We start from the raw sequence: 25,004 nt of genomic DNA, 5'->3' as shown, positions 1-25,004 counted from the left end.
GAAGGAGAATATTATGAAAGAAGCATGGAGAGGCTTTAAAGGAAGCCACTGGCTGGATGACGTAAATGTACGTGATTTCATCCAGAATAACTACACACCCTATGACGGAGACGAGAGCTTTTTAGCAGATCCCACAGAAGCTACAGATAAGCTTTGGGGAAGACTTCAGGAGCTCCAGAAAGAAGAGCGTGAGAAGGGCGGCGTTCTTGAGTGCGAGACAGAGGTTGTTTCAAGCCTCACAGCTTATGGCCCCGGATATATCGATGAGTCTATGAAGGATCTTGAGACTGTAGTAGGTCTTCAGACAGACAAGCCCCTTAAGAGAGCATTCATGCCTTACGGCGGAATCAAGATGGCTGAGGAAGCTGCTGAGACATACGGCTACAAGGTAAACGAGAAGTTCCACAAGATCTTCACAGAGTACCACAAGACTCACAACCAGGCAGTATTTGATGCATACACACCTGAGATGAGAGCTGCAAGACACAGCCACATCGTAACAGGTCTTCCTGATACATACGGACGTGGACGTATCGTAGGCGACTACAGAAGAGTTGCTCTGTACGGTATCGACTTCCTTATCCAGAAGAAGCAGGAAGATTACAACAACTGCGGCGACGGAACAATGCTTGATCACATCATCCGTCAGAGAGAGGAGATCTCCGAGCAGGTTAGAGCACTTAAGGGCATGAAGGAGATGGCAGCTGTATACGGCTTCGATATCTCACAGCCTGCTAAGAATGCAAGAGAGGCAGTTCAGTGGCTCTACTTCGGATACCTTGCAGCTATCAAGACACAGAACGGTGCTGCAATGTCAGTTGGACGTGTTTCAACATTCCTTGATATCTATATTGAGAGAGACCTTCGTGAGGGTACTCTTACTGAGAAGGAAGCTCAGGAGCTTATCGACCACATGACAATGAAGTTCAGAATGGTTAAGTTCGCTCGTATTCCTTCATACAACAACCTTTTCTCAGGCGATCCCGTTTGGGCTACACTTGAGGTTGGCGGTCTTGGTATGGACGGCCGTCACATGGTTACTAAGAACGACTTCAGATTCCTTCATACTCTTGAGAACATGGGACCTTCACCTGAGCCTAACCTTACAGTGCTCTACACATCCAAGCTCCCTGCTACTTTCAAGAAGTATGCTGCTAAGATCTCTGTTACAACATCTTCAATTCAGTACGAGAACGACGATGTTATGAGACCTATCTGGGGCGATGACTACAGCATCTGCTGCTGCGTATCCGCTACACAGACAGGTAAGGAAATGCAGTTCTTCGGAGCAAGAGCTAACCTTGCTAAGTGCCTTCTTTACGCTATCAACGGCGGTAAGGATGAGAAGTTCCTTACAAAGGACGGCAAGCACATGCAGGTAGGTCCTGAGATGGCTCCTATCACTTCAGAAGTTCTTGATTATAACGAAGTAATGCACAAGTACGACATCATGATGGATTGGCTTGCAGGACTCTATGTAAACATCCTCAACCTCATCCAGTACATGCACGACAAGTACTACTACGAAGCAGCTGAGATGGCTCTTATCGATACAAACGTAAGACGTACCTTCGCTACAGGTATCGCAGGCTTCTCACACGTTGTAGATTCACTTTCAGCTATCAAGTATGCTAAGGTTTCTACCGTTCGTGACGAGTCAGGCCTTGTTATCGACTACAAGGTAGAGGGAGACTTCCCAAGATACGGTAACGATGATGAGAGAGCAGACGAGATCGCTGTATGGCTCCTTAAGACCTTCATGAAGAAGATCGAGAAGCACCACACATACCGTGATTCCGAGCCTACAACATCTATCCTTACAATCACATCTAACGTTGTTTATGGTAAGGCTACAGGTGCTACACCTGACGGAAGACCTGCATTCGCTTCATTTGCACCCGGTGCATCACCTTCCTACGGTGCAGAGAAGAACGGACTTCTTGCTTCACTTAACTCTGTTGCTAAGATTCCTTACGAGTACGCTCTCGATGGAATTTCAAATACACAGACAATGAATCCTAACGCTCTTGGTCACGACGACGAGGAGAGAGCAAACAAGCTGGTTAACGTCCTTGACGGATACTTCAACCAGGGCTCACACCACCTCAACGTTAACGTATTTGGTAAGGAGAAGCTCATCGATGCGATGGAGCATCCTGAGAAGCCTGAGTACGCTAACTTCACAATCCGTGTATCAGGTTATGCTGTTAAGTTCATCAACCTTACTAAGGAGCAGCAGCTCGACGTTATCGCACGTACATGCCACGAGGCACTTTAATAGCAGGACGATGAGAGGCAGACAACATAAAACAAGTATTTTTTATGTTGTCTGCCTCTCATCTGTGTATTGGCTAATGAAAGGTGACGGAGTCATATGTACGCACTCTACTTTGCGTCTCGCAACAATCTTTTTTGATCGGGTAAAATGTGAATTCTTTGTGTCTGAGATTGCGCAAAAATCGCTGCAAAGCAGATGGGCTCTGGATGTATTTTATTTCATTTCTATACGCCGTTAATGAATTATTGTTTTTTCGGATTTTGTATTTACAAGTATAAGCGTATCTGATATATTGTCACTTGTCGGAAACAGTTAATAAATTTTTTAGATTTAGTTTATACGGAGATAAGAAATGAAAGCTTTAGTTATTACTTTTACATCAGTACTTGTTGGAATGGTTATGGCAATCACAGGACACCAGAGTTTTGCTGAGGCAAACATCGAGCATGATACAAATAATGTATTTGTTGTAGAGTTCAACGAGTATGTTGATCTTGACAGCAGTGCAGTTGCTAATGTTGAGAATGTGGCAAATGCTACTGCAGAGTATCGCCCATATGGATGCTATTATGTGTTCACTGTAGAAGATGGTTCATACGAGAAGCTTCAGAGCATCTGCGAAAGCGTTAAAGAGCTTCCTGAAGTAAAGAATGCACACACAAGATGGGTTAAATAATTTGAATTATAAAAAAGAAAAGCTCGAGACTTCATTGAGAAGCCTCGGGCTTTTTTCCAATATATTCTGTGCTGCAGATTCATAATCCAGATCTTTTATGCTGTTAAGAATAATCATTTATACATCTTCATCAGATTTGCAATCTCTGTTTTATACCGCTGCCTGACATCTGCAGGCTCCAGTATTTCCACATTGGTGGCAAGGGAGAAAATCCAGCCAAAGAACTGGTCGCTGATGGCGACTTCCACGGTGGTTTCCGACCAGCCATCTTTTTTGGAGGGGCGAATGGGCATATCTTTGCCAAAGCGGTCTATCATGATGCCGACAAAGCTGTTGTTGAAGGCAATCTTCACCATAGTTTCTTTGCCGCCGAACATTCCGAAATTCATTCTTGCCCAGGCGGCCATGTCGTACTGCTCAAATTCTTCGCGGCCTTCACGCCTTTTATCTGTTATTGTGATGTTTCTTATTTTGTCCACGCGGAAAAATTTGATCTTCTGCTGGGGGGTGTCGTAGCTTATGAGGTAATAATTCTCATCATCCCAGGTAAGAGCCCAGGGGCTTTCCTCGTAGAGGCCTTCCTTTCTTGGAACCATCTTTTTTTCCAGATTCCAGGTCAGGTATTCGAAGGTGATGCGCTTGTTACTCATCATGGCTGTGTGAATCTCGTCCACCAGATAGTAGATACTCTCGTTCATGGTCTTGACGCGGCCCTGAACCACAACCTGGCGCTTCAGCTGCGCTGCTTCATGCTCACTGGCAAGGGCTGTGAGCTTTTTGATCAGATCCGAGGACTTGCGCTCGGTTATGAACTTGGAGGACTGGATGGCATCCACCAGGAGCTTTAATTCTGCCAGCTCGAAGTGCTTGCCTCCCACATGGTAGTAGTAGTTGCGGCCCCGCTGCTCGCCTATAACATCAATGCCAAGAACCCTCAGCGCTTCCATATCGTCATATAGACTCTTCCTGTCCGCAGTAACATCGTATTCTTCGAGAAGCTTACGAATCTCAGGCATAGTAAGGTAATGAGTGTCGTCCGTCTTCTGAACAAGAATCTTGGCAAGATAATAGAGCTTGAGTTTCTGATTTGTTCCCTTTGGCATAACCGCCTCCTGCAAAAAGTATTCTGCTACAATGATACCCCAATTTTCAACATGTTATCAATGAAAGGAATAAATATAAATCCATATTTAACTCGGGCCTATTTATCCCCAATATTACTTTTGCACAACCCACCCCACTGTGCTATCATTATAGTGCATGGAAATGCGATTTTCATGTAATCTCGAATGAAAGGTGGTGGTTTTTAATGAAGTCGGATACACATAAATGCGGCAGTGATCCTGCTCCCGGTCGAAGTACCATAAAAACCACATACAAAGGAGATTACCATGGAAATGGAAGAAGAAAAGACAATCGTTGAAGTTTTACAGGATCTTCTCTCTAGCAGGCAATACACACTGCTCCGTCAGACCATCTCAGAGATGAACACAGCCGATATCGCGGCTGCAATGGGTGAGATGGAAAATGAGGATTCCCTTAAAATGTTCAGGATCCTGCCCAAGGACATGGCAGCAGATGTTTTTGCCGATCTGGAACTCGATGCACAGCAGTACATCATTCGATCACTGTCAGATCGTGAAGCATCCAATATTATCGACAATCTGATGGCCGACGATGCTACGGACCTTCTGGAAGAGATGCCCGCCAACGTCGTTAAGCGTATTCTGGCTAATGCCAGCCCTGAGACCAGAGCTGATATTAACCATCTTTTGCGTTACCCTGAGGACTCCGCCGGAAGTATCATGACCGTGGAGTACGTGGACCTGCGTGAGGACATGACCGTTAACGACGCCATTGAGCGCATCAGACAAAAGGGTGTGGATTCTGAGACCATCAATATCTGCTACGTCGTAACCAGACAAAAGATCCTTGTGGGCACAGTTGCCCTCAGATACCTGCTGATAATGAATCCCGATGACACCATCGGAGACATAATGAACACCAACGTCATCAGCATCAACACCATGACCGACCAGGAAGAAGCGGCCAGAATGTTCCAGAAATACGGCTTTACCGCCATGCCCGTTGTTGACAACGAGACCAGAATGGTCGGTATCATCACCATCGATGACGTAGTGGACATTCTGGAAGAAGAGGCCACTGAGGATATCGAGAAGATGGCAGCTATCATGCCTTCTGACAAGCCCTATCCCAAGGTTGGTATATTTGAAACTTACAAAAACAGAATGCCCTGGCTCCTTCTTTTGATGATCAGTGCCACCTTTACCGGCGCCATCATCACCGGCTTCCAGGAAGCCCTTGCAGCCTACGTTGTTCTGACAGCATATATTCCAATGCTGATGGACACAGGCGGTAATGCGGGTTCCCAGGCCAGCGTATCCATCATTCGTGGACTTTCGCTAAAAGAGATCGAGTTTGACGACATTTTTAAGATCATATGGAAGGAACTGAGGGTAGCGTTTCTCTGTGGTCTGACCCTTGCATCCGCAAGCTTTGTTAAGCTGCTTCTTTTGGATAAGCTCTCAGTCCCTGTTGCGGCTGTTGTATGCCTGACCCTTCTTATCGTAGTACTTATTGCCAAGCTGGTGGGCTGTTGCCTTCCCATGCTGGCTTCCAAGGCGGGTTTTGACCCGGCTGTTATGGCATCACCTATGATCACGACAATCGTTGATGCACTTTCGCTGCTGGTATATTTCAATATGGCAACGAGACTGCTGCACTTGGTTTTATAAAACAGAGGTGACAATATGACCTATTTCACAGCCTTTTTCCTGGATAATGAAAAAGACATTATTGTGAGCCTGTACAAGGACCTGGACAGAATGCTCTACGTTCTGTCCACGCCCAACCACGGCACAGGCAATCTTATAAGGAATCTCGCAGCAATCGTGCGGCTGCCCCTCTCCCATGACGAGAACGGAATGCTGGTGATAAGAGGCGAGGTTCCTTGTTTTATTGATGCGCAGAACCATGAGAGCTATATCTTCAGCCTTGGTGACATCGAAGTTGCAAGGATATATCCCGACGCCCGTGTTGAGATGAAGGCTGCGATCCCGGCTATTTCCAAGACTCTCATGAGCCAGACCAAGGATTATCGCTTAGGCCTTGATAAGACTGTTTTTAAGACCTTTGTAAAAAAAGAATTGAAATTCCGCGCAGATCTCCACACCCATATGAACGGCAATCTCACAGGCGATATGCTGATTGCCCTGGGAATCTGCCATCAGATAAGATATCCCCTGTATTATGTCAAAAAGTTAGAGCTGCAGCTAACCGAAGAGCAGTGGATCCGGGTAAATGCCCAGAGATCCAAGGTTGCCAAGCAGTTCATTACATCAGAGCTTACCGGCAAATACCTAGACCGCAAGATCAATGACAACACATATATCAATTTTGCAGACCTGATCCTCAATAACCTCGGAAATGCGGAAATGAACATAGTCAAGATCCGTGGTTCGCTGGCTGTTATCAAGGATGGACAGGCCGTTTTTACCAACCTTGAGAAGGTCTACCTCTATCGATATGTCTTTTGCAAAGGAAAAGAGAGCGATGAGAAGATAAGGCTCCATAACGTGGACCAGATCCCCGACGAGGACGTTAAGCGCTACCTCAAGCAGATGCTGATAGACAGGGAGAATCCGGATTATTGCAATAATACTATTTTCCAGGACAAGCTCCTGTGGATCGCACGTTACTACAAGCGTCAGGGAGTCTGCTACGCCGAGATAAGTGATACCACTCTGGTAAAAAAATATGAATCCATCGAAATGCTGCGGCAGGTCCATGAGGTCATGCCAAGGATCTATCAGGAGACGGGTGTCATGATCCGCTTCCTGGCTGCGATGCGAAGGATCCCTCTTACAATTATCAAAGATGCGGTGACACCGGCGGATTATCTGGAGCAGAACCTGGCAGTTCTGAAGGCCACAGCTCTTGATCCGTATGTGGCGGGCTGCGATTTTGTCGGCGAGGAGATTAATGATATCAGCACTCTGAGACCTGTTTTCAAGGAGCTGGTGAAGATCGCAAAGGACGATCCTTCCTTTGTCATCAGAGTTCACGCCGGAGAGAATGACAGTTACAAGGACAATATTCTGGGCAGCATTCAGTGTGTACGGGATTTCCTTGCGCCGGGGCAGCAGATGCCGAGAATGAGACTGGGACATGGTCTGTACACCTACTCCTTAAGGTCTCTGAAGGGCAAAGAAGTCCTTAAGATGTTAAAAGAGAACAATGTGGTGCTGGAGTTCCAGATAACCAGTAACGTAAGATTAAATAACCTGAATTCTCTGGATAAGCACCCCCTGCGGCAGTACCTGAAACAGGGCATAAAGTGCGTGCAGGGCTCAGATGGTGCGGCTCTCTACGGAACCAATTCAATTGATGAGGAACTGTCGTTGGAGAGGATGCTGGAGCTGTCTGAGAAGGACCTTCGTCTTATGAAGGAAAACGAGGAGAGCATCATAGAATACAGCAGGGCTGCGTATTCTACCAAGAAAGCAGCTTACACGGAGATGCTCGGCGAAAGGGATATGGAGGAAGTTCTTCTTGAGAAGATGCAGACTGTTAAGATATCCCGTGGCAATACTAAGAGTGTTCCAAGGTTCGACGCCAACAGAGAGCTCAAGGAAGAGATTGAGGAGCTGTCCTGGGATAGATTCCCGGTTATTTTGCTGGGAGGAAGCTTTAATACTGAGAAGCGTGCTACCCGTGTGACACAGGAGGGCATCAAACAGATGAAGGAGCTGATGAAGTTCCTGGATCCCGAGGAGGTCTTTTTTGTCATAGGGCACAAGCTCTCAGGCTATGAGAAGTATATGCTTGATAATAATAAAAAAGGATTCAAGATCTACAGCGTTGTTCCTGCGGCCGTGACCGCCAAAGAGATTGACCGGCTAAAGAATAGCGGCGTTAAAATAAGAGTTTCCACAGAGACTGAGGGCATGGGCATCTACAAGAGCTTCAACTACGAGATCTTCGAAAGGCGCCCTTCCATGGTCGTTGCCTTCGATGGCAACAGCGCCGCCGCCAACCTCATCCAGGAAGCCAAAAATGGCAAAGGCAAAGCCGCCATCCTGGTGTGGAGCCGCTCCAAGACCCTCCAGCAGAAGGCCCGTTCCCTGCAGGGATACGTGGAATTCTTCGATGAGGAGAAGGGGATCGTGGAGCAGATAAGGAAGATACAGAGGGAGTTTGGGGAGAAGGAGAAATGATGAAAAAGAGATTATGCGCAGCATTACTCAGCTGCATGATGCTGTTTACGGGAATCCCTGTAAGTGCATCAGAGGGAGAATACACTGATTTTTCTGAGGAGATAGCGTTGGAGGAATCAGTGGATATTGAGGAAGATGGAGTTGAAACTGCTTCTTTTGAAGAGAGTACAGAAGACTACTCCGAAGAAATGTTGGAAGAATCGGATGAAGTAACCACAGAGGAAGTGGGGGAAGAGCCGGTAGAAGAGGCGGTTGAAGACAGAGCGACCATTGACACGGACCGGGAATCCGCTTGGCTTGAGCGTTATAACCTCACCAAAAAGGAAGACGGCAACTACATATCCGTTGATGAAAACGGCGACACCTGGTTCTACGATTCTGAGGATCCGGAACTTCTTAAATACTTTCCAATAGAAGAGGATCAGACAATTGTTCCCATTTCACCTCTTGATGAGGAGGAATTCACTTTCCTTGAGGCGCAGAATCCCGATCCACATGTATTCAAGCTCCATCCGCAGCTCAGGGTCAGATATCCCAAGTATTACAAGACCGATGATGACAGCAAAAGAGTTGGCATTCGCTATGGTATAGACATCTCAAAGTATCAGAAGAACATTACTAAAGATAACTTTGCCCGTATGAAAAAGGAATTTGGCATTGACTTCGTTATTGTAAGGGCAGGTGCCAGAGGATACGGATCTGCAGGAACGCTTATCGACGATGAATGCTTTGTAAACAATGCAAAGAATGCAGCGGCAGCAGGACTTAAGGTTGGCGTATACATCTATTCACAGGCTATAACGGAAGATGAGGCCGTTGAGGAAGCTAATTACTGTCTAAACAAGATCAAAGATTTCAAAAGTGCTATCACTTTGCCTATATACATAGATTACGAATATAGTAAAGACCCCGGAAGACTTCAGAAAGCTGGGCTTTCAGCAGAGCAGCACACTGCAATCGTCAACCGTTTTTGCACTACTATTAAAAACAGCGGCTTCCTTCCAGGAATATACGCCAATAGGGACATGCTTGAAAAAGACATGGTTCTTTCCCAAATCCCGAAAACGACCTACATCTGGATGGCCAATTTTGTCAAAAATCTTGATGGCGAATATGGCACCTCCTACGAGGGAAGGCTTGAGACCTGGCAGGTTACCAGTAGTTTCAGCTTCCCTTCGGGCATGGTGGGAAGTACATATGTAGATTTTGATTTTTGGTTCGGAGACTACTATCGCATCGCCGACAGCCTCAAATATGAAGCCAACGGTGGGCGCGGTAGCATGTCAGTTACCAAGGGCTATCAAGGAACAGAAGTTACCGTAGCTAATTGCAGCTATAACAACGCGGGTCATACTTTTGTAGAGTGGAACACCAAGGCCGACGGAACCGGCCAATCCTACATGCCGGGAGATAAGTACACCCTCACCCAGGATAACGACGTTCTCTACGCCATCTGGAAGATCCAGAGCTACACCATGACCTTCGACAGTATGGGCGGCAGCAGCGTCAGCAGCATAACTGCAGTGTACAACACTTTGATCAAAAAGCCCGCTGATCCCGTGAGACAGGACTATATCTTCACCGGCTGGTACAAGGATGAGAACTGCAATTATGAATGGGATTTTACAAAGGATACCTTAAGGCGTGACACCGTGCTCTACGCAGGCTGGAAGCTGGATGAATCCCTTGACTGGGGAGACCTTGATCTTCCGGAAAATGCTGATATCAAGGCCATGTACGCGAGCGCAGATAAGGTACCGCTTGAGATACTGGTTTACGGAGTACCTGAGAGCGTTAACTACGAGGGCAAAGCGATCACTTTCCCGGGGATAAGAGTTTTTTACGGCACCAAACAGCTTAAGCTGGGCTCGGATTACACCGTTAAATACAAGAATAATGTTAACGTCGGCAAGACCGAGATTGACAAAGCGCAGCTCATCATAACCGGCAAGGGCAACTATCAAAAGACAAGGATCGTGGAGTTTGCGATTCTTCCGCTTGATATCACTGACAAACTGATTGCCCCGGATGTTAAGCTGGGTTATACCGGCAAAGCGCAGAAGGCAGTTACCACCGTGTCCTATGTTAAGGACGACAAGGGCGGAACGACCCTTCTTGCGGCAGGTAAGGATTTTGATTACATATATGATGAAGCGCTGATCGGCAGCGCAGATGAAGATACAGAGTATACCGTTACTGTAAAGGCTAAGGGCAACTACACCGGAAGCGGCACATTTACAGCGGTTATTCTGAAGAAGGAGACCGAGAAAGTACCTGTTTCCAAGCTCAAGATCGGCAAGATCAAGGCTCAGAAGTTAGAGCTAGGTGCAGATGGCTCCGTGAAGGCAGCTGAGCCGGTACTGACCGTTAGCTACAATAAGGCTGCGGTTCCGCTTCTTGGAGACGGAGAAGACCCTGACGCTGACGGCTATGTGATCGAGCGCTACACCGACAACGATCGGGCAGGCACCGCATCGGTATACATCAGAGGAACCGGCAAATACACCGGCGAGCGAAGGATCACCTTCAAGGTGACAGCGCTTCCCATGAAGTCCGTCAAGGTAGAGGGGCTTAAGACATCTTTTGTTTTTGCCTGCAAAGCCATAACCCAGGAGGGTAACTACAAACTGACCTATACGGACGCAGCCGGAACTACTTACGAGTTAAGAGAGAATGAGCATTTTACGGTGTTATATCTTAATAACGTCAACGCCGGCAAGAACAAGGCATCAATTACTTTTACCGGAATCGGAGCATTCTCCGGGACTGTTAAAAAGACTTTTTCCATAGAGCCTGCTGTGCTAATAGCCGGAAAAGAGCCGGATCCGGAGGATGTTGATACCTATTATTTCACCAAGGGCGGAGTTAAGCCTGAGGTAAAAATAGCGTTCAAAAAAGACGGCGTGCTCTATGACCTCGTTCAGGGCAAAGATTACACGCTTAAGTACGCCGGAAACACAACTGTCACAAAGCCCGGCAAAAACGCCAGTGTCACCATAACCGGAAAGGGCAATTACAAGGGAACCATAAGGCGCGAATTCAAGATCAGCCCCGAGAACCTGGGAGCCCTTGATGTATATGCGGCAGATGTTACAGACAAAGACAAAGCCGGTAACTTCAAGACTTCTATGACAATCACAGACCTTAGCGGACACAAGCTTGCTGCAGGCACAGATTTTGACAAGACAATTATCTATACCTACGCAGAAGATAGAAAAATTGGCGGACAGCAAAAGCACGATGGCGATCCCGTCTTAAACGCCGACATCATTCCTGAAGGCACCAGGCTAAGGGCCTCTGTATATGGCAAAGGAAACTTTGAAGGCATAGGCAGCGCCGAGTTCCGCGTTGTAACCACAAGCATCGCCAAGGCTAAGGTTAAGATCGCCGATCAGTGCTACACCGGAAGACCCGTTGAGATCACGAAGAGCGACATTACTTCTGTGATGGTTGGAAAAAACCTTGTTTTACCTGAGAACTACAGGATCGTTCCCGGAAGCTATGTGGCCAATGTAGGCAAAGGAACAGCCAAGGTGACATTAGAGGGCATTGGTAACTACGGAGGAAGAGTGGTTGCGACGTTCAAGATAACGGCGAAGAATGTTGCCGGCAAGTAATTAAGCCAATGCTGGTTGCATCCTTGGTTTACACCCCCCGGCATACACCTTATAATATTGGTGTATGCGTGAAAAAAACCTTTTATTCTATTGTGTGGGGGTGTGATGATGAGAATAGCAGGACAGGTGTTATCGGTTATGCTGGCAGGCATTTTGGCAGTCGGAAGTTTGCCTTTTAGCAGTTTTGCATATGAAAACAATGAAGAACCATGTTCAGTGGAAGAGATTTTGCTGGATGATGGTTCTTTTTTGTGTGAAGAAGAGGATGGCAATTTAGAGAGTGTGGGCGAGGAAATAGAGATTGAGCCTGAAGATGTCGATGATACTGACATTGAGATGATAGAAGAATCAGCTCAGACTTTAGCTGTAGAAGAGCGAAGCGGCGTCATTGACAATCTGACATGGCAGCTTAGCAGCGAGGGTGTTCTTACCATTAGCGGAAGTGGTGACATGATGGATTTCATAGATAGTGAAGCTCCTTGGAGAAGTTTTTCAGATGCTGTGAAAAAAGTGGTTATTTCATCAGGCGTTACATCTATTGGAGCTCAGGCTTTTTATTGGTGCGAGTTTGATGAGTTTGATCTTCCTGATTCGATAACTAAAATAGGTTCTGCAGCGTTTTACTGTAGTCACCTTGATCAGATCAAGTTACCTAAAAATCTGACAGTTATCGGAGATAATGCTTTTTATCAAAACCATTTTAAGACCATCGAGCTTCCTGACAAGTTAGAAAGGATATCCAGTTATGCTTTTAGTGGATGCAGCAAACTAGAAGCGGTTGTCTTTCCCGCAAGCGTTAAATATATTGAAAACAGTGCTTTTGAAAATTGTAATTCGTTGACTTCTGTAACGATACCTGGGACAGTTGTGGGTATCGGAGATCGTGCTTTTGAAAGTTGCAAAGGCCTGGAGACAGTAGTAATTAAATCCGGTGTTGAAAGGCTTAGCAATTTCATGTTCTACGAGTGCAACTATCTTGAAAACGTTGTGCTTGAAGAGGGACTTAAGGAGATTGGAGCGGACTGTTTTGGCAATTGTATTAATATAACAAAGCTTACCCTTCCAAGTACTGTGACAACTATTGGAAGTAGATTTATTAAGGGGTGTCATGAGCTTAAGACATTGGAATTGCCTGAGGGACTGCGCCTTACCGATTTTGAAACCTTCAGTACTTGCGGAATTACAGAGGTGGTACTTCCTGAAAGTGTAGACTGGCTCCCTGCATACAGCTTCTATGCTTGTGCCAGCATGACAAAAGTGTATATTCCGAAGAGCATGAAGGTTATTGGAGACAATTCTTTTTACTTTGATGACAGGATTACTGATGTATATTACGGAGGGGATGAATCAGACTGGCTAAGTATTGAAATTGGAATAGGAAATGAGAATCTCAAAAATGCGACCATTCATTACAATTATGGAATAGACAACAGATGTGGTAAAAATGCTCTATGGGAATATGCTGACGGAGTGCTGACTATTTCCGGCTCAGGTGAAATGTATGATTTTGTGTATGATGATGGAGAGGACGGAGATTTGACAGTTCCGTGGTGGGAATATCATACGCAGATTAAGAAGGTTATTGTAAAACAGGGTATTACCAGCATTGGTGCATGTTCTTTTATCCATCATTATGCTCTTACTGATGTATATATACCTATCAGCGTAAAAGAGATAAGACCATCCGCATTTTATTCAACATTTGTTAAGGACATATATTATGCCGGTTCGGAGTTGGAGTGGAAGGCAATAACGGTTGGCAAAGAAAATGATGCGCTTAAAAACGCGACAATTCATTATGGTGAGGAGGAAGCGCCGGAGGAAGAAGACCAAACTGTTAGCTTATCATACTGTGGGAACGACTTTACCTTTAAGTGGACTCCGGGGATTCTTTTGGACAGTAAAACTGTTGTAGATGCCAAACTCGCTCAGATAAGCCTTATTCTTAGTGCCATGGCTGAGTATAAGCCAAGAGATGCGATGCGAACATTGGATGATTCGCTTATTAAACTAGGGCTACTGGAAGAGAGCGAAGATTTAAATGAAATGGAGGCGCAGTATCGTTGGCATAAGTCTTATGGTACAGAGAACATGGATAAGCCAACACCTGCCCACACATTTGCGTTAAAGACCTATAAATCCGGGAATAGAACATATAAGATTGTGACTATTATTTGTCGAGGAACAGATCTTGAAACAGATTTTGTTGAAGATGGAGTATTGGATCTCTCAGATGAAGGATTTATTACTTCAGCTCAAAATGTTTATGATGATCTAATAACATTTTTGGCGGGAAATGGAATTCATGTAAACGATAGAGATGTCAGGTATTATATAACCGGGCATAGTTTGGGAGGTGCTACTGCCAACCTTTTGGATGTTTTTCTTGTCTCAAGTGGATGTTACTTGAATGATATTACATGCTATACATATGCAAGTCCGTTAACTGCTTGGGATTATGATTATCGACATAAGCTTTGGGGAAACTCCATGAATATTATCAAGCCATTAGATGCTTTTGCGAAGTTTTCAAATGATTATGATTCATGGATGTTGGATTTTTTGGATAAGAGGAACTCTTCGAATCCGTTCTATATGATGTTGGAAAAGTTAGGACTATATTCTCCGTTGGATCTCAAAGCGATGAGATATGGAACTGATATTATTCTAAATGTTGAAGCAGATACACTATTTTATTACAACAAATACACAGGAAAAGACAGACTTGAATCTGATCTGATAGAATATCACGTTTGTGAGGCATACATGGCCTATCTTCAAGGGGCTATTGCAAGTGGTACTTTCCGAAGGATACAAGAAACAATGAGGACGGGAAGGGTTTTGACTATATATTGTCCTGTAGATATTTCCGTGGTGGATCAAAATACAGGAAAGGAACTGCTTGCAATTAATGATAACAAGATAGTACACAAGGAAAGTGATGATATTAGCGCGTGTGTATTTGGAGATAAAAAGATTATTACCTTGCCACTTGAGGGGCAATTTAAGATTATACTTACCGGAACTGATGTAGGAAGCCTAAGATATGTCATACAGGATCAAGAACAAACTTCGGATGGTATAGTACTGACGAACACGATGACATTTGAGAATGTTGAGCTGACCAAAGGAAAAGAAATGATCAGCGTTATAAATAATGAGACTAGTAACAGTGATGTACAGTTATTAGTTGTAGATGAAAATGGTGTTCCTCAAAAAGAAATTCTCGAAGACGGCAAAGAAATAGACTACAGTAAATACGGCGATATCCTTCCCGAAGACATCCCCGAAGACGGCATAATTCCCGACGGAATCTGGCTCGGAGGAGTATCTAATCTCACTTATGACGCAGCCAAGCAGACCCAGAATATCAGAGTCTATGACAACATGAAACTTCTTGTTCCAAACGTGGATTACAAGGTTAGTTACAAGAATAATAAGAATGCGTACGTTCTTGAGAATTCGGAGAATCCCACTGCCAAGGATAAGAAGTCCGCACCACAGATTGTTTTGTCCATGAAGGGAAATTACAGCGGCAAAGAGATATCCTACTTCTCAATAGAACCGCTCACAATCGCTGACAATCAGGCTTTTGACACATACATGAAGAAGTCCGGCAAAGCATCTAAGCCTGCACTTGCCTGGAATGGTAAGGAGCTTAAGGCTGGCAAGGATTACACTCTGGAGGTGAATGATAGCACTGCGACTTTTACCGGCATTGGAAACTTTACCGGAACAAGAGCGATGGACCTTGCTGCGGCAGAGAGAGCGGTTAAAAAGATTTCAATCGACAAGGTCAAGATAACAGCAATTCCCGATCAGCTGTATATGGGTGAGGCATATACGCTTGAAAAGCTTAAGGCCAAAGATGGTGTTACACCGCTTGATTTTTCTCTGACCTATAACAATGTGAAGCTGATTGAAAACGTCGATTATAGGGTGGCAAAGATCATTGATGCCAAGTCCGCCGGTAAAGCGACAGTTGTTCTGGAAGGCTTAAATGCAGGAGGAACACCGGGGGCTAACACGGACAGTTTTGTCGGCGAAAAGAGAATAACATTTAAGATCAACGCATATCCTATCGCAGGAGACCTGATAAGTATTACTTCCACAAGCGGAAGTACTGAGCTATCCGCAGCTTACAGAAAATCAGGGGCGGCTGCGCAGATAAGAGTTATGTATGGTGAGAGTCTTCTTAGAGTAAACAGGGATTATACCGTGAAATATTCAGGAAATACAGGTTATCCTGCATCCAAGGCTACAGTTGTTGTAAGTGGAAAGGGAAATTATTCGGGCAAGATTTCAAAATCATTCACGGTTTACAGACGTGCTTTTTCTAAGACCGATGGAATAAATGTTATAACCACCGACGTTCCTTACTCCCCTAAAGCCGGCAAATACACCACCACCGTTAAGGTCTTCGACAACGACGGCAAACTTCTCAAAGCCGGCACAGACTACGAGAAGAAACTTGTATACCAAAAAGAAGGAGAGACACTTGATTCCAAATCCCACCCGGCAGCAGGCGATGTGATAACAGTCCTGGTAACAGGAAGAGGCGGCTACAGCGAGGATACAGTAGAAGCCACTTATACCATTCTTCCTGCGGGAACCGTTAACGACATTTCCAAGGCGACCATCAAGATCAAGGATCAGAGCTATAACAAGGGAAATCCTATTTGCATTACCTCACAGGATCAGCTGCTTCAGGCGACCATCGGTAAGGGAAAAACACCGCTGAAGCTTAGTACTGACGGAGGTGAGACCGGAGACCTCATGGTTGTCCCCGGTAGCTATGTGGCAAACAAGTACAAAGGAACTGCGCAGGTTACTTTCATGGGAATCGGAAATTACAGCGGAACCAAGACAGTGAAGTTCAAGATCGGCACCAGATCCATTCTGGACATATGGTTTGGATGGGCCAGGAAGAATTAAATCATTAGAGTATAAAAAACAGCGTCGGAAGTGTATGGAAGCCTCCGGCGCTGTTTATTATTTGCATGATGCTTATGAATTTGCGAAAGTTATATAGTTTCCTTCATGCTTCTTACTCTCGTTCATGGCCTTGTCTGCGGCGTGATAGAGAACTGAGAAGGCATCCTTATCATTTTCACCAAACAGAACGGCCCCGATACTGAGTCTGATCTTCCAGTCATTTATGCCCTCGAAGGATACTTTGTCTAAATTGTTAAAGAGTCTGTTGATGGTGATGCAGCCAAGGTCTTCGCTGTCGACGCCTGCGACGAAGACTACGAACGCGTCTCCGCCAAGCCTGAATAATACGTCTGTTTCGCGGAAGGTATCCTTGAGTACATTGGCGAGGGTGATGATGACCTCATCGCCTTTGTCGTGGCCGTAGGTTTCGTTGACGTATTTGAAGTGATCTGCGTCAATTACCAGCAACATACCTCTTTTGCCGTCAAGAAGAAGCTCTGAGATAACATTTTCTCCGCCGCTTCGGTTAAGGGTATGTGTAAGAGAGTCAGTTTCGGCGAGAGCCTTGAACTGCTCTTGTCTTTTCTTGTCTTCGTCTATGGGCTCTGTAGCCCAGATGATCTGCTGGGCGACGCCATTTGAATCTTTTTCGGCAACTATAAAATGAAGACGTGTCCATTTACCATCGTTGTCAACGTATTCATAGGATATGTTAGATAGACCTCCAATGCGCTCCCGTATTGTATCCATGCTGATAAACTGAGCAAGGGATTCTCTGAAGGGCTTGGCGGCAAGGTGCGCTGCGAGAACCCTTTCTTTGCTGGGGACGAGGGTTCTCTGCCCCTTAAAAACCTGCTCGTCAATCTCGCCCGGGTTAATAGGGATGACTAAGTTTTGGCTAAGATCGATCAAGGCAAGGGAAGAATATGTATCCATAATGGCATTTGATACAAGGCCATAGGCCTCTGCTTTTGTGTGCTTTTTCGAAAGAATTGCAGGTAAAGCGCATAGAAATGCCAGTAACGCAATAATTAGAATAATTATGGCAATGTCAAATGGCGAATAAATCATGCTTTGCATCATTTCTCCGGAGTCATACGAGACGTCTTAGCGATGAAATGTAAACTGTATACCATTATGATTATACTATGTTTAATGGGATTCGCTCAAATTAAAGCTTTATAAATAACTGAGGGGTACGAGTTGATGTTTTTTATGGTATATTAGAGGTTAAGTTTACATAAGTTTGGGAGGTTAAGTGTTTTGAAAAAAGAAAGAGGGTCTTTTTCGGGTAAAATAGGATTTGTACTGTCGGCGGCAGGAGCATCCGTGGGACTGGGAAATATCTGGAGGTTCCCATATCTGTGCGCCAAGTACGGCGGAGGAATCTTTCTGCTGGTATATATTCTTCTGGCGCTGACCTTTGGCTATACCATGATCGTGGCTGAGACCGCCATCGGCAGATATACGAAAAAAAGTCCTGTCGGAGCTTTTCATGCTCTGGGGAGCAACAAACTCATGGGCTTCGGAGGCTGGATAAATGCCATAATTCCGATTCTGATCGTGCCTTATTATTCGGTTATCGGCGGATGGGTTACCAAGTATCTGTTTGAATATATCAGAAGCGATGCGGAGTATGTGGCCACTGACGATTTCTTCGTGAATTTCATCACCGACGGAACTGCTTCCGAGATATGGTTCATCATATTTACAGCACTGGTTCTTGGGGTTATCTTCATGGGAGTTGAGCGCGGAATCGAGAGATTTTCCAAGTTTGTTATGCCCGTGCTGGTGGTGCTGGCTCTTGGAGTCTGCGTCTATTCCGTAACAAGACCGGGAGCGCTGAAGGGCGTGAAATACCTGTTCATTCCTGATTTTGCACATTTTTCCATTATGACGGTGGTAACGGCCATGGGCCAGATGTTCTATTCCCTGTCAATTGCCATGGGAATTCTGATTACTTTCGGATCCTATGTCAAAAAAGAAGTCAGCATTCATGAGTCCACAAGACAGGTGGAGTTTTTTGATACAGCAATCGCTGTTATGGCCAGCCTTATGATCATTCCGGCGGTGTTCTCTTTTTACGGAGGAGATCAGAGCAAGTTAAAGGCAGGACCATCCTTGATGTTTATTACTATGCCTAAGATTTTTGCAAGTCTGGGATTTGGTAAGATTATCGGAATCATGTTCTTTGCGCTAGTGCTGTTTGCAGCGGTGACAAGTGCCATCGCCCTTACTGAGAGCGCAGTTTCCACCTTCTCAGATGAGTTCGGATGGAGCAGAAGACGCGGCGTAGTGATAATGGCACTGGTTATGATCGTTCTGGGAAGTCTCTCTTCACTGGGTAACGGCCCTCTGGCTGATGTCACCATTATGAAGATGCAGATCCTTGATTTCTTTGACTTTTTGACCAACTCCATCATGATGCCCATTGCGGCGCTGATGACCTGCATTCTTGTTACCAAGCATATGGGAATCGATGTCCTCACCAAAGAGGTGGAGCAGGATGGTCATCCTTTCAGAAGAAAGAAGATCTTTTCCGTGATGATCACGGTGCTGTGTCCTATATTTGTAGTGGTTATCCTGGTGAGCGCTGTATTAAATGTATTAGGAATAATACAGATGTAACGGAGTAACAACAGGACCCATTAGTCAGTCATTGACAACGGTGCTGATAACAGCACTGTCTGCGGAATCAATAACATATTCATATTCAACGAAGCCTACTCGGAATTCCACCGTGTAGGCTTCTTTTCCGTTTACGAAGACCTTTTTGGCATAGGTATAGAGGGTGTCTTCCTCATCGTAGCCTGCGTCTTTAAGAGCTATGCAGGTGGCCTGGTCTTTGCTTGCGCAGGGAGAGGGTGCTGCCAGAGTTGTCATGGATGCGGTGGATAATGTGAATATGATCATTGCTGCTGCGAATACTTTTTTCATAGTGTATTCTCCTTTTTTCTTTGATTGATGTTATTATGTTAGCATTTGATTCATCACAGAAATATCACAGTATATTTTGCCTTTTTCGGCATTTAAGAGTAGCGTTTATCGCTCTAGAATAATAGAAAAATACGTCAGATTGACAGAGAGATATATGGTATGAAAAAGAAAATAATAACGATAGCGGCAGTTGTGGCGGCAGCAGCTGTTTTCGGGGGAATATGTTTTTTTAACTGGAAGAGCGCAAAGGATTTGCCCAAGGAAAGAGCCGAAACGGTGGAATTGAAAACAGATGAGAATCCGGCGCAAAATTCCGGTGATGACAAGGGGAAGAGTGATAAGAAAGCCGGAAAGGGAAGCCTTTTTAAGAAAAAAGAAACCGCTGAGGTGCCGACTTTTTCTGATAAATACTACGTTGCTTCATATTACGGCGGCAGCAGTTGGGGAATATGGTATGACTGCTTCAGCCTTAAGGTAATCGTCAGCTCAGACAAAGAGCTGCTTGTATATGTGCCTTCTGACGGAGAGCATAACTATATTTATATGACATCTTTACCTCTAAGCGATGCTCAGTACAACGGGATTACCCGCGGAATTGACAGGAATAAGCTCTATACGCTGGACCCGGAGTTGGAAAAGGATGTCTGTGATGGCTATTCCGACTTCCTTATCTTATATGATGAGAACGACTACGAGCTGAAGGCCTGCGGCGGATACATGCCCACCAACAAGGATTTCAATAAGATGCTCAGCAATCTGTTTAACAATGTTCCGAAGGATGAGCTTGCCAAGCTGTGGGATATGTGGCGTGAAGAGCTGATAGCGAGGGAAGAGTCGGTTAGGTACAAAACGGATTATCAGACAAGAGACTATTTTTGCCTTGATTGTCACAGACAGATCATCGATACATTTGAGGAGTATGTGATCCTTGATGAAAATGAGTATACAAAGGCTAAGGAAATAAACAAACTGATCAAGAAGGACATGATCTCGGAGAGGCCTGATGATATTTACGACAACTCGAAGGATGAGTGCGGCACCAACGATGGCGACAATGCTACATATCATTACTCAAAGGTAAAAAACGTATGCCTTATAGATGATCACATCCTGGCTATAACTGTCAGCGCAGAGACGGACATTCATACAGCTCCCCATCCATGGCTCTCCGAGAAGCAGTTTCTCTATGACATGAATACAGGAGAGAGACTGGATCTTCAGGAGTATCTTGGCAAGGATGAGGAGGCTTTCAAGAAGCTTGTGGCCGATGCCACTTATGATTTCTATACTAAGAATCCGGATGCGCAGCATGGTTTTTATGGGTGCAGCGAAGAAGATATTCATGAAAAAGCTTATGAGTACGCAGGGTATGATACGACCAAGCTTTTCCTGTATCCGACACATATGGAGCTGATCTATATTGATGATGGCATGGTGCCACATGGACATGGTGAGTATGTAATATATATTCCTTATGGCGAAATTGGGGTCTGACCCCAATTCACAGTTTAGACACAAATAGAAAAAAATGAAATGCAGATAAAATCAAGGCTTGAGGCTTGTCGAGAAAAAAATTGGGGTCAGACCCCAATTTCATAGGTTAATGTTAATTATACAAATTTACCGAAAACGTTTCCGAAAAATGGATGAGTTTCAACAATTGACGCAGAAACCCCAGTAAAATTATAATTTTATTATAAATGTTAATCGGTTTATCACATTGTAACTATCAACAGGCAGTGCAAACTGCCAATTCTTTAAAGGAAAGCAAGGAGGAAGTATGAGAAGGGGTAAACTATGGGGCAGAGTGGTATCTGCGGCAGGCCTTGGCTTGTCTGTTTTTTTGAGTTCTTTCGGAAACGTTTCCGGAGCCTATGCGGCTGAGCCGGAGGATGAAGTAATTCTTCTGGAAACCGTAGAGGAGACGGAGGAAGATACCGTAGATGATGCGGTAGAAGCTGATGTGGACTCAGAAGATGAGGCAGAAGAAGCAATTCTCCAGGACTTCGGTGCAGACGAGGATACGGATGATGTGGAGCTTCTTGAGGAATATGAGGTCGAGCCTGCAACTGCGGCTGTGGCAGAGCAGGGAACCTATGCCGTTGCACCAAGGGATAAGAGAGAGGCTGACAACAGTCTCATAACAAGAGACAGTGTACATGACGGTGCTATACTTCATGCTTTTTGCTGGAGCTTCAACACCATTGCAGAGAACATGGCGGATATTGCGGATGCAGGTTATACTGCGGTTCAGACTTCGCCTATAAATGAATGTCTTGCCACCGATCCGGGCATGAATCTTCACGGCCCCGACGGAATGTGGTGGTATCATTATCAGCCCACCGATTGGGTTATCGGTAACTATCAGCTGGGAAGTAGGGATGAGTTCAAGCACATGTGCGATGTGGCTGATGAGTATGGTATCGCAGTCATCGTTGATATTTTGCCAAACCATACAACACCTACCTACAGCCAGATTGCTGATGCTTTGTACGAGGCAGCAGGTGGAAGCGATGCTCTTTACCATACAACAGGTAAGACAGCGGGTGGTTACACCGACAGACTGGAGCTCACTTACTATGAGATGGGCGGCCTTCCGGATGTGGATACCGAGAATGCAGGCTTCCAACAGTATTTCTACGAGTTCCTTAAGGACTGCGTATATCTGGGAGCTGACGGTTTCAGAATCGATACGGCCAAGCATATTGCGCTGCCTGACGATCCGGTTCCTTCAGATTATGCATCAGATCCCGGCAGAAACAATTTTTACCCAAATATGAGAGCGGCAATTGATGAGTACTCTGCGGAGGTCGGAACCAAGAGCTACGATGAGCTGTTTGTATACGGCGAGGTTCTGCAGGGAACCAATGACAGACTGGCAGCTTACCAGCAGTATATTGGCGGAACAACGGCCAGCAACTACGGTGCAAGCATCAGATCTGCTCTGACAAGCACCAATTTGTCTGTTAACAGGATTCTGGATTATCAGATCTACGACGATACAGCTTATGGCAGCACATACAAAGCAGATGCAGAGCGCCTTGTGACCTGGGTTGAGTCCCATGATACTTATATGAATGACGGCGACAGCTGCTGGAAGTCTATTTACGACAGAGATGTCATCCTTGGCTGGTCCATCATCGGCGCAAGGAAGGCCGGAACACCTCTTTTCTTCAGTAGGCCCAATAATTCTTCGCCTGAGAGCCCATATGGTGACAACCTTATCGGCGAGGCTGGAAGCGATATCTACAAGGCTCCTGAGGTCAAGGCTGTTAACAAGTTCCGCAGGGAAATGGGAGATGTAAACGAGTATCTGTCTAATCCCGGCGGCAACAACAAGGTCCTTATGATCGAGAGAAAGGGCGATGCTGTTGAAGGCGCGGTTATCGTTAATGCAGGTAGTGAGAAGACGGCTGTAAATTGCAAGACGCAGCTGACTGACGGTATCTATCGTGATCAGGTTGAGGGCAGCAGTGCTATTTTCCTGGTAAAAGACGGTGTGATTTCCGGAACTGTAGCTGCCAGAGGCGTTGTTGTTCTTACCGATAGAGTGGATGGAACCGGCAAGGTGGTTTCTTTCTACAATGCAGATAACTGGTCACAGGTTAAAGCAAGAGTAGATGGCGGAGAGGCGCTTGATACCGAGGATGAGGGCGATGGCTGGTTTAGTGTTACCGTTTTGGCAGAGGAGTTTGGCATACGTTTCGAGAATGAAGACGGAACCCTGGTTTCACCTGAGTATGTGATTACTGAGGACAGCGGAACTTTTGCAACACCCAGGTCATCGGAGCTGTTTTATTCGAAAAAAGAGGCTGAGGAGTCACTGGGAATCCACAGCTACAGCGTATATTTCTTTAATACAGAAGGCTGGAGTGCGGTCAATGCCTATGGCTGGCTCGATGGCGGTGAGCAGATTTTTGGCGGATGGCCGGGGGAGCCTGCGGTTAATGAGGGAGAAGGCTGGTGGAGAGCTGATATCAAGTCGGATAAAGTTCTTGATGCCTTCAATGTGATTTTTAATAACGGAAACGGCGTTCAGACAGTAGATATTACAAATATTTCTGCAGGCGGAAAAGAGATCTTTTTTGCAGTAGATGCGGAGAATAGCGGCAGCCAGTTATCGGTGCTCAGGTTCACGGACAAGGAGTCGGCGGAGAAGGCTCTGGGAGTGTCCGGAGAGTATACAACTGCTTACTTCTATGACACTGAGGGCTGGGGCGAAGTAAGCTGCTACATTTGGGGCGCTGCAAGCTTTGGCGATTGGCCAGGACAGGCCGTTAGTAAGGATGAGGACGGATGGTACAAGGTTGTAGTTCCTGCGGGAGCCTGCGATGATCTGAACATCATCTTCAACAACGGCGGCAATGGCAAGCAGACACCGGATATGAAGCTGTCTGATATGAAGTATCGTTTCTTCATGCACGATGGCATAACCTATCGTAAGTTTGGCTCCAAGAAGGAGGCCATGGAAGCTATTTCGGGACAGGAAGAGGTGACCTACAAGACGGTTTACTTCTACAACGAGAAGGCCGACGACAGTGCATGGCAGGATGTTTTCCTCTATGTTTACGGTGGAAATAACGGCGAGTACAACCACCTTGTGGGGCAGTGGCCCGGGAAAAAGATGGTGAGAGAAGAGGGTAGTAACTGGTATAGCGCCGAGGTTCCGGAGAAGCCGCTTAATACAGGCACTCTGACATATATTTTTAACAACGGAAACGGAACGCAGCTGGGCGACAACAGAAATATTACGGCGGAGAAGTGCTATTTTACCATGAGCAGTACTGACAGCTTTGAGAGCAAAGAGACTGTATACGAATTCCTGGGCTATAACCCCGAGGAGCCGGAAGTGCCTGAGATTCCCGAACCTGTCGGAAAATTTGTGACAAAGTGGGGAACAGTCAGCTATGTTCAGGAAGATGGAACCAAGGTAACCGGATTTGCAAGAATCGATGGATACATCTACTACTTCAAGGCCAACGGATCTATGGTAAGGTCCGACTATGTAACTGTTGATGACAAGATCTACTACCTTGATGCCAGCGGTCACAGAGTAACCGGATTCTACACCAAATGGGGCAAGACCTATTACTATGATGCTAACGGCGTGCAGGTAAGAGACTCTCTGATCGAAGTCGATGGTGACACTTACTATATCAATGTCAGAGGCGGCAGGGTTACAAGCTCCTTCGTCGATTTCGAGGACGGAAGACGCTTCTTTGACTCCCAGGGCAAAATGGTCCGCGGCCGCACCATCACTCGCTGGTGCAAGAAATACACCTTCGACGACAACGGAATACTCATCGGCTAAACTTTGCCTAACT

General features: G+C 45.6%; 12 protein-coding genes. 9 read left to right on the top strand and 3 right to left on the bottom strand.

Translation table 11 applies throughout. From position 1 onward, the window contains the following. Window positions 1-13 precede the first annotated feature (13 nt). Both pflB and G588_RS0106460 read left to right on the top strand, forming a co-directional pair. Window positions 14-2,278, top strand: a complete 2,265-nt coding sequence (pflB, locus tag G588_RS0106465) for a formate C-acetyltransferase (protein WP_022777945.1) — start codon at window positions 14-16, stop codon at window positions 2,276-2,278. Window positions 2,279-2,630: 352 nt separating this feature from the next. Further along, the gene (locus tag G588_RS0106460) at window positions 2,631-2,954 is read left to right on the top strand and encodes a hypothetical protein (protein ID WP_022777944.1); all 324 of its coding nucleotides are present in this window, start codon (window positions 2,631-2,633) and stop codon (window positions 2,952-2,954) included. Window positions 2,955-3,067: 113 nt separating this feature from the next. Here the strand turns inward: G588_RS0106460 and G588_RS0106455 are convergent, their stop codons facing one another. Further along, the gene (locus tag G588_RS0106455) at window positions 3,068-4,057 is read right to left on the bottom strand and encodes a helix-turn-helix transcriptional regulator (RefSeq protein ID WP_022777943.1); all 990 of its coding nucleotides are present in this window, start codon (window positions 4,055-4,057) and stop codon (window positions 3,068-3,070) included. A 288-nt stretch (window positions 4,058-4,345) separates the two neighbouring features. On the opposite strand from G588_RS0106455, the gene mgtE reads away from it, so the two are divergent. From mgtE to G588_RS0106435, 4 genes are all read left to right on the top strand, one after another. Then, complete coding sequence (gene mgtE / locus G588_RS0106450; RefSeq protein ID WP_022777942.1) at window positions 4,346-5,710, top strand: magnesium transporter; 1,365 nt, start codon at window positions 4,346-4,348, stop codon at window positions 5,708-5,710. A 15-nt stretch (window positions 5,711-5,725) separates the two neighbouring features. Beyond that, complete coding sequence (locus G588_RS0106445; protein ID WP_022777941.1) at window positions 5,726-8,191, top strand: adenosine deaminase; 2,466 nt, start codon at window positions 5,726-5,728, stop codon at window positions 8,189-8,191. Next, complete coding sequence (locus tag G588_RS21365) at window positions 8,191-11,808, top strand: GH25 family lysozyme (protein WP_022777940.1); 3,618 nt, start codon at window positions 8,191-8,193, stop codon at window positions 11,806-11,808. Before G588_RS0106445 ends, G588_RS21365 begins: the two co-directional genes overlap by 1 nt. A 105-nt stretch (window positions 11,809-11,913) precedes the next feature. Continuing rightward, window positions 11,914-16,743 carry a leucine-rich repeat protein gene (locus G588_RS0106435; protein ID WP_081644279.1) on the top strand — a complete coding sequence of 1,610 codons (4,830 nt, stop codon included), beginning with the start codon at window positions 11,914-11,916 and terminating at the stop codon, window positions 16,741-16,743. A 72-nt stretch (window positions 16,744-16,815) separates the two neighbouring features. Here the strand turns inward: G588_RS0106435 and G588_RS0106430 are convergent, their stop codons facing one another. Continuing rightward, window positions 16,816-17,814: a GGDEF domain-containing protein gene (locus G588_RS0106430; protein WP_022777938.1), complete on the bottom strand. Its 999-nt coding sequence runs from the start codon at window positions 17,812-17,814 to the stop codon at window positions 16,816-16,818. A gap of 192 nt (window positions 17,815-18,006) precedes the next feature. Here G588_RS0106430 and G588_RS0106425 point away from each other — a divergent pair, with 192 nt between their 5' ends. Next, window positions 18,007-19,371 (top strand): sodium-dependent transporter, encoded by a 1,365-nt coding sequence (locus G588_RS0106425; protein WP_022777937.1) that lies wholly within the window; start codon window positions 18,007-18,009, stop codon window positions 19,369-19,371. 24 nt (window positions 19,372-19,395) lie between these two features. On the opposite strand, the gene G588_RS0106420 is transcribed toward G588_RS0106425, so the two are convergent. Then, the gene (locus tag G588_RS0106420; protein WP_022777936.1) at window positions 19,396-19,680 is read right to left on the bottom strand and encodes a hypothetical protein; all 285 of its coding nucleotides are present in this window, start codon (window positions 19,678-19,680) and stop codon (window positions 19,396-19,398) included. 159 nt (window positions 19,681-19,839) lie between these two features. Here G588_RS0106420 and G588_RS0106415 point away from each other — a divergent pair, with 159 nt between their 5' ends. Next, window positions 19,840-21,174 carry a hypothetical protein gene (locus G588_RS0106415; protein WP_022777935.1) on the top strand — a complete coding sequence of 445 codons (1,335 nt, stop codon included), beginning with the start codon at window positions 19,840-19,842 and terminating at the stop codon, window positions 21,172-21,174. Between the two features lie 286 nt (window positions 21,175-21,460). Beyond that, window positions 21,461-24,991, top strand: coding sequence for a starch-binding protein (locus G588_RS21360; RefSeq protein WP_022777934.1), 3,531 nt, complete (start codon window positions 21,461-21,463; stop codon window positions 24,989-24,991). The last annotated feature ends 13 nt before the right edge of the window (window positions 24,992-25,004 follow it).

The sequence above is a fragment of the Butyrivibrio sp. AE3009 genome (assembly GCF_000420845.1).
Taxonomy (GTDB): domain Bacteria; phylum Bacillota; class Clostridia; order Lachnospirales; family Lachnospiraceae; genus Butyrivibrio.
The sequence above is the reverse complement of the archived record's forward strand: the minus strand, read 5'-3'. Positions and strand labels throughout refer to the sequence as shown.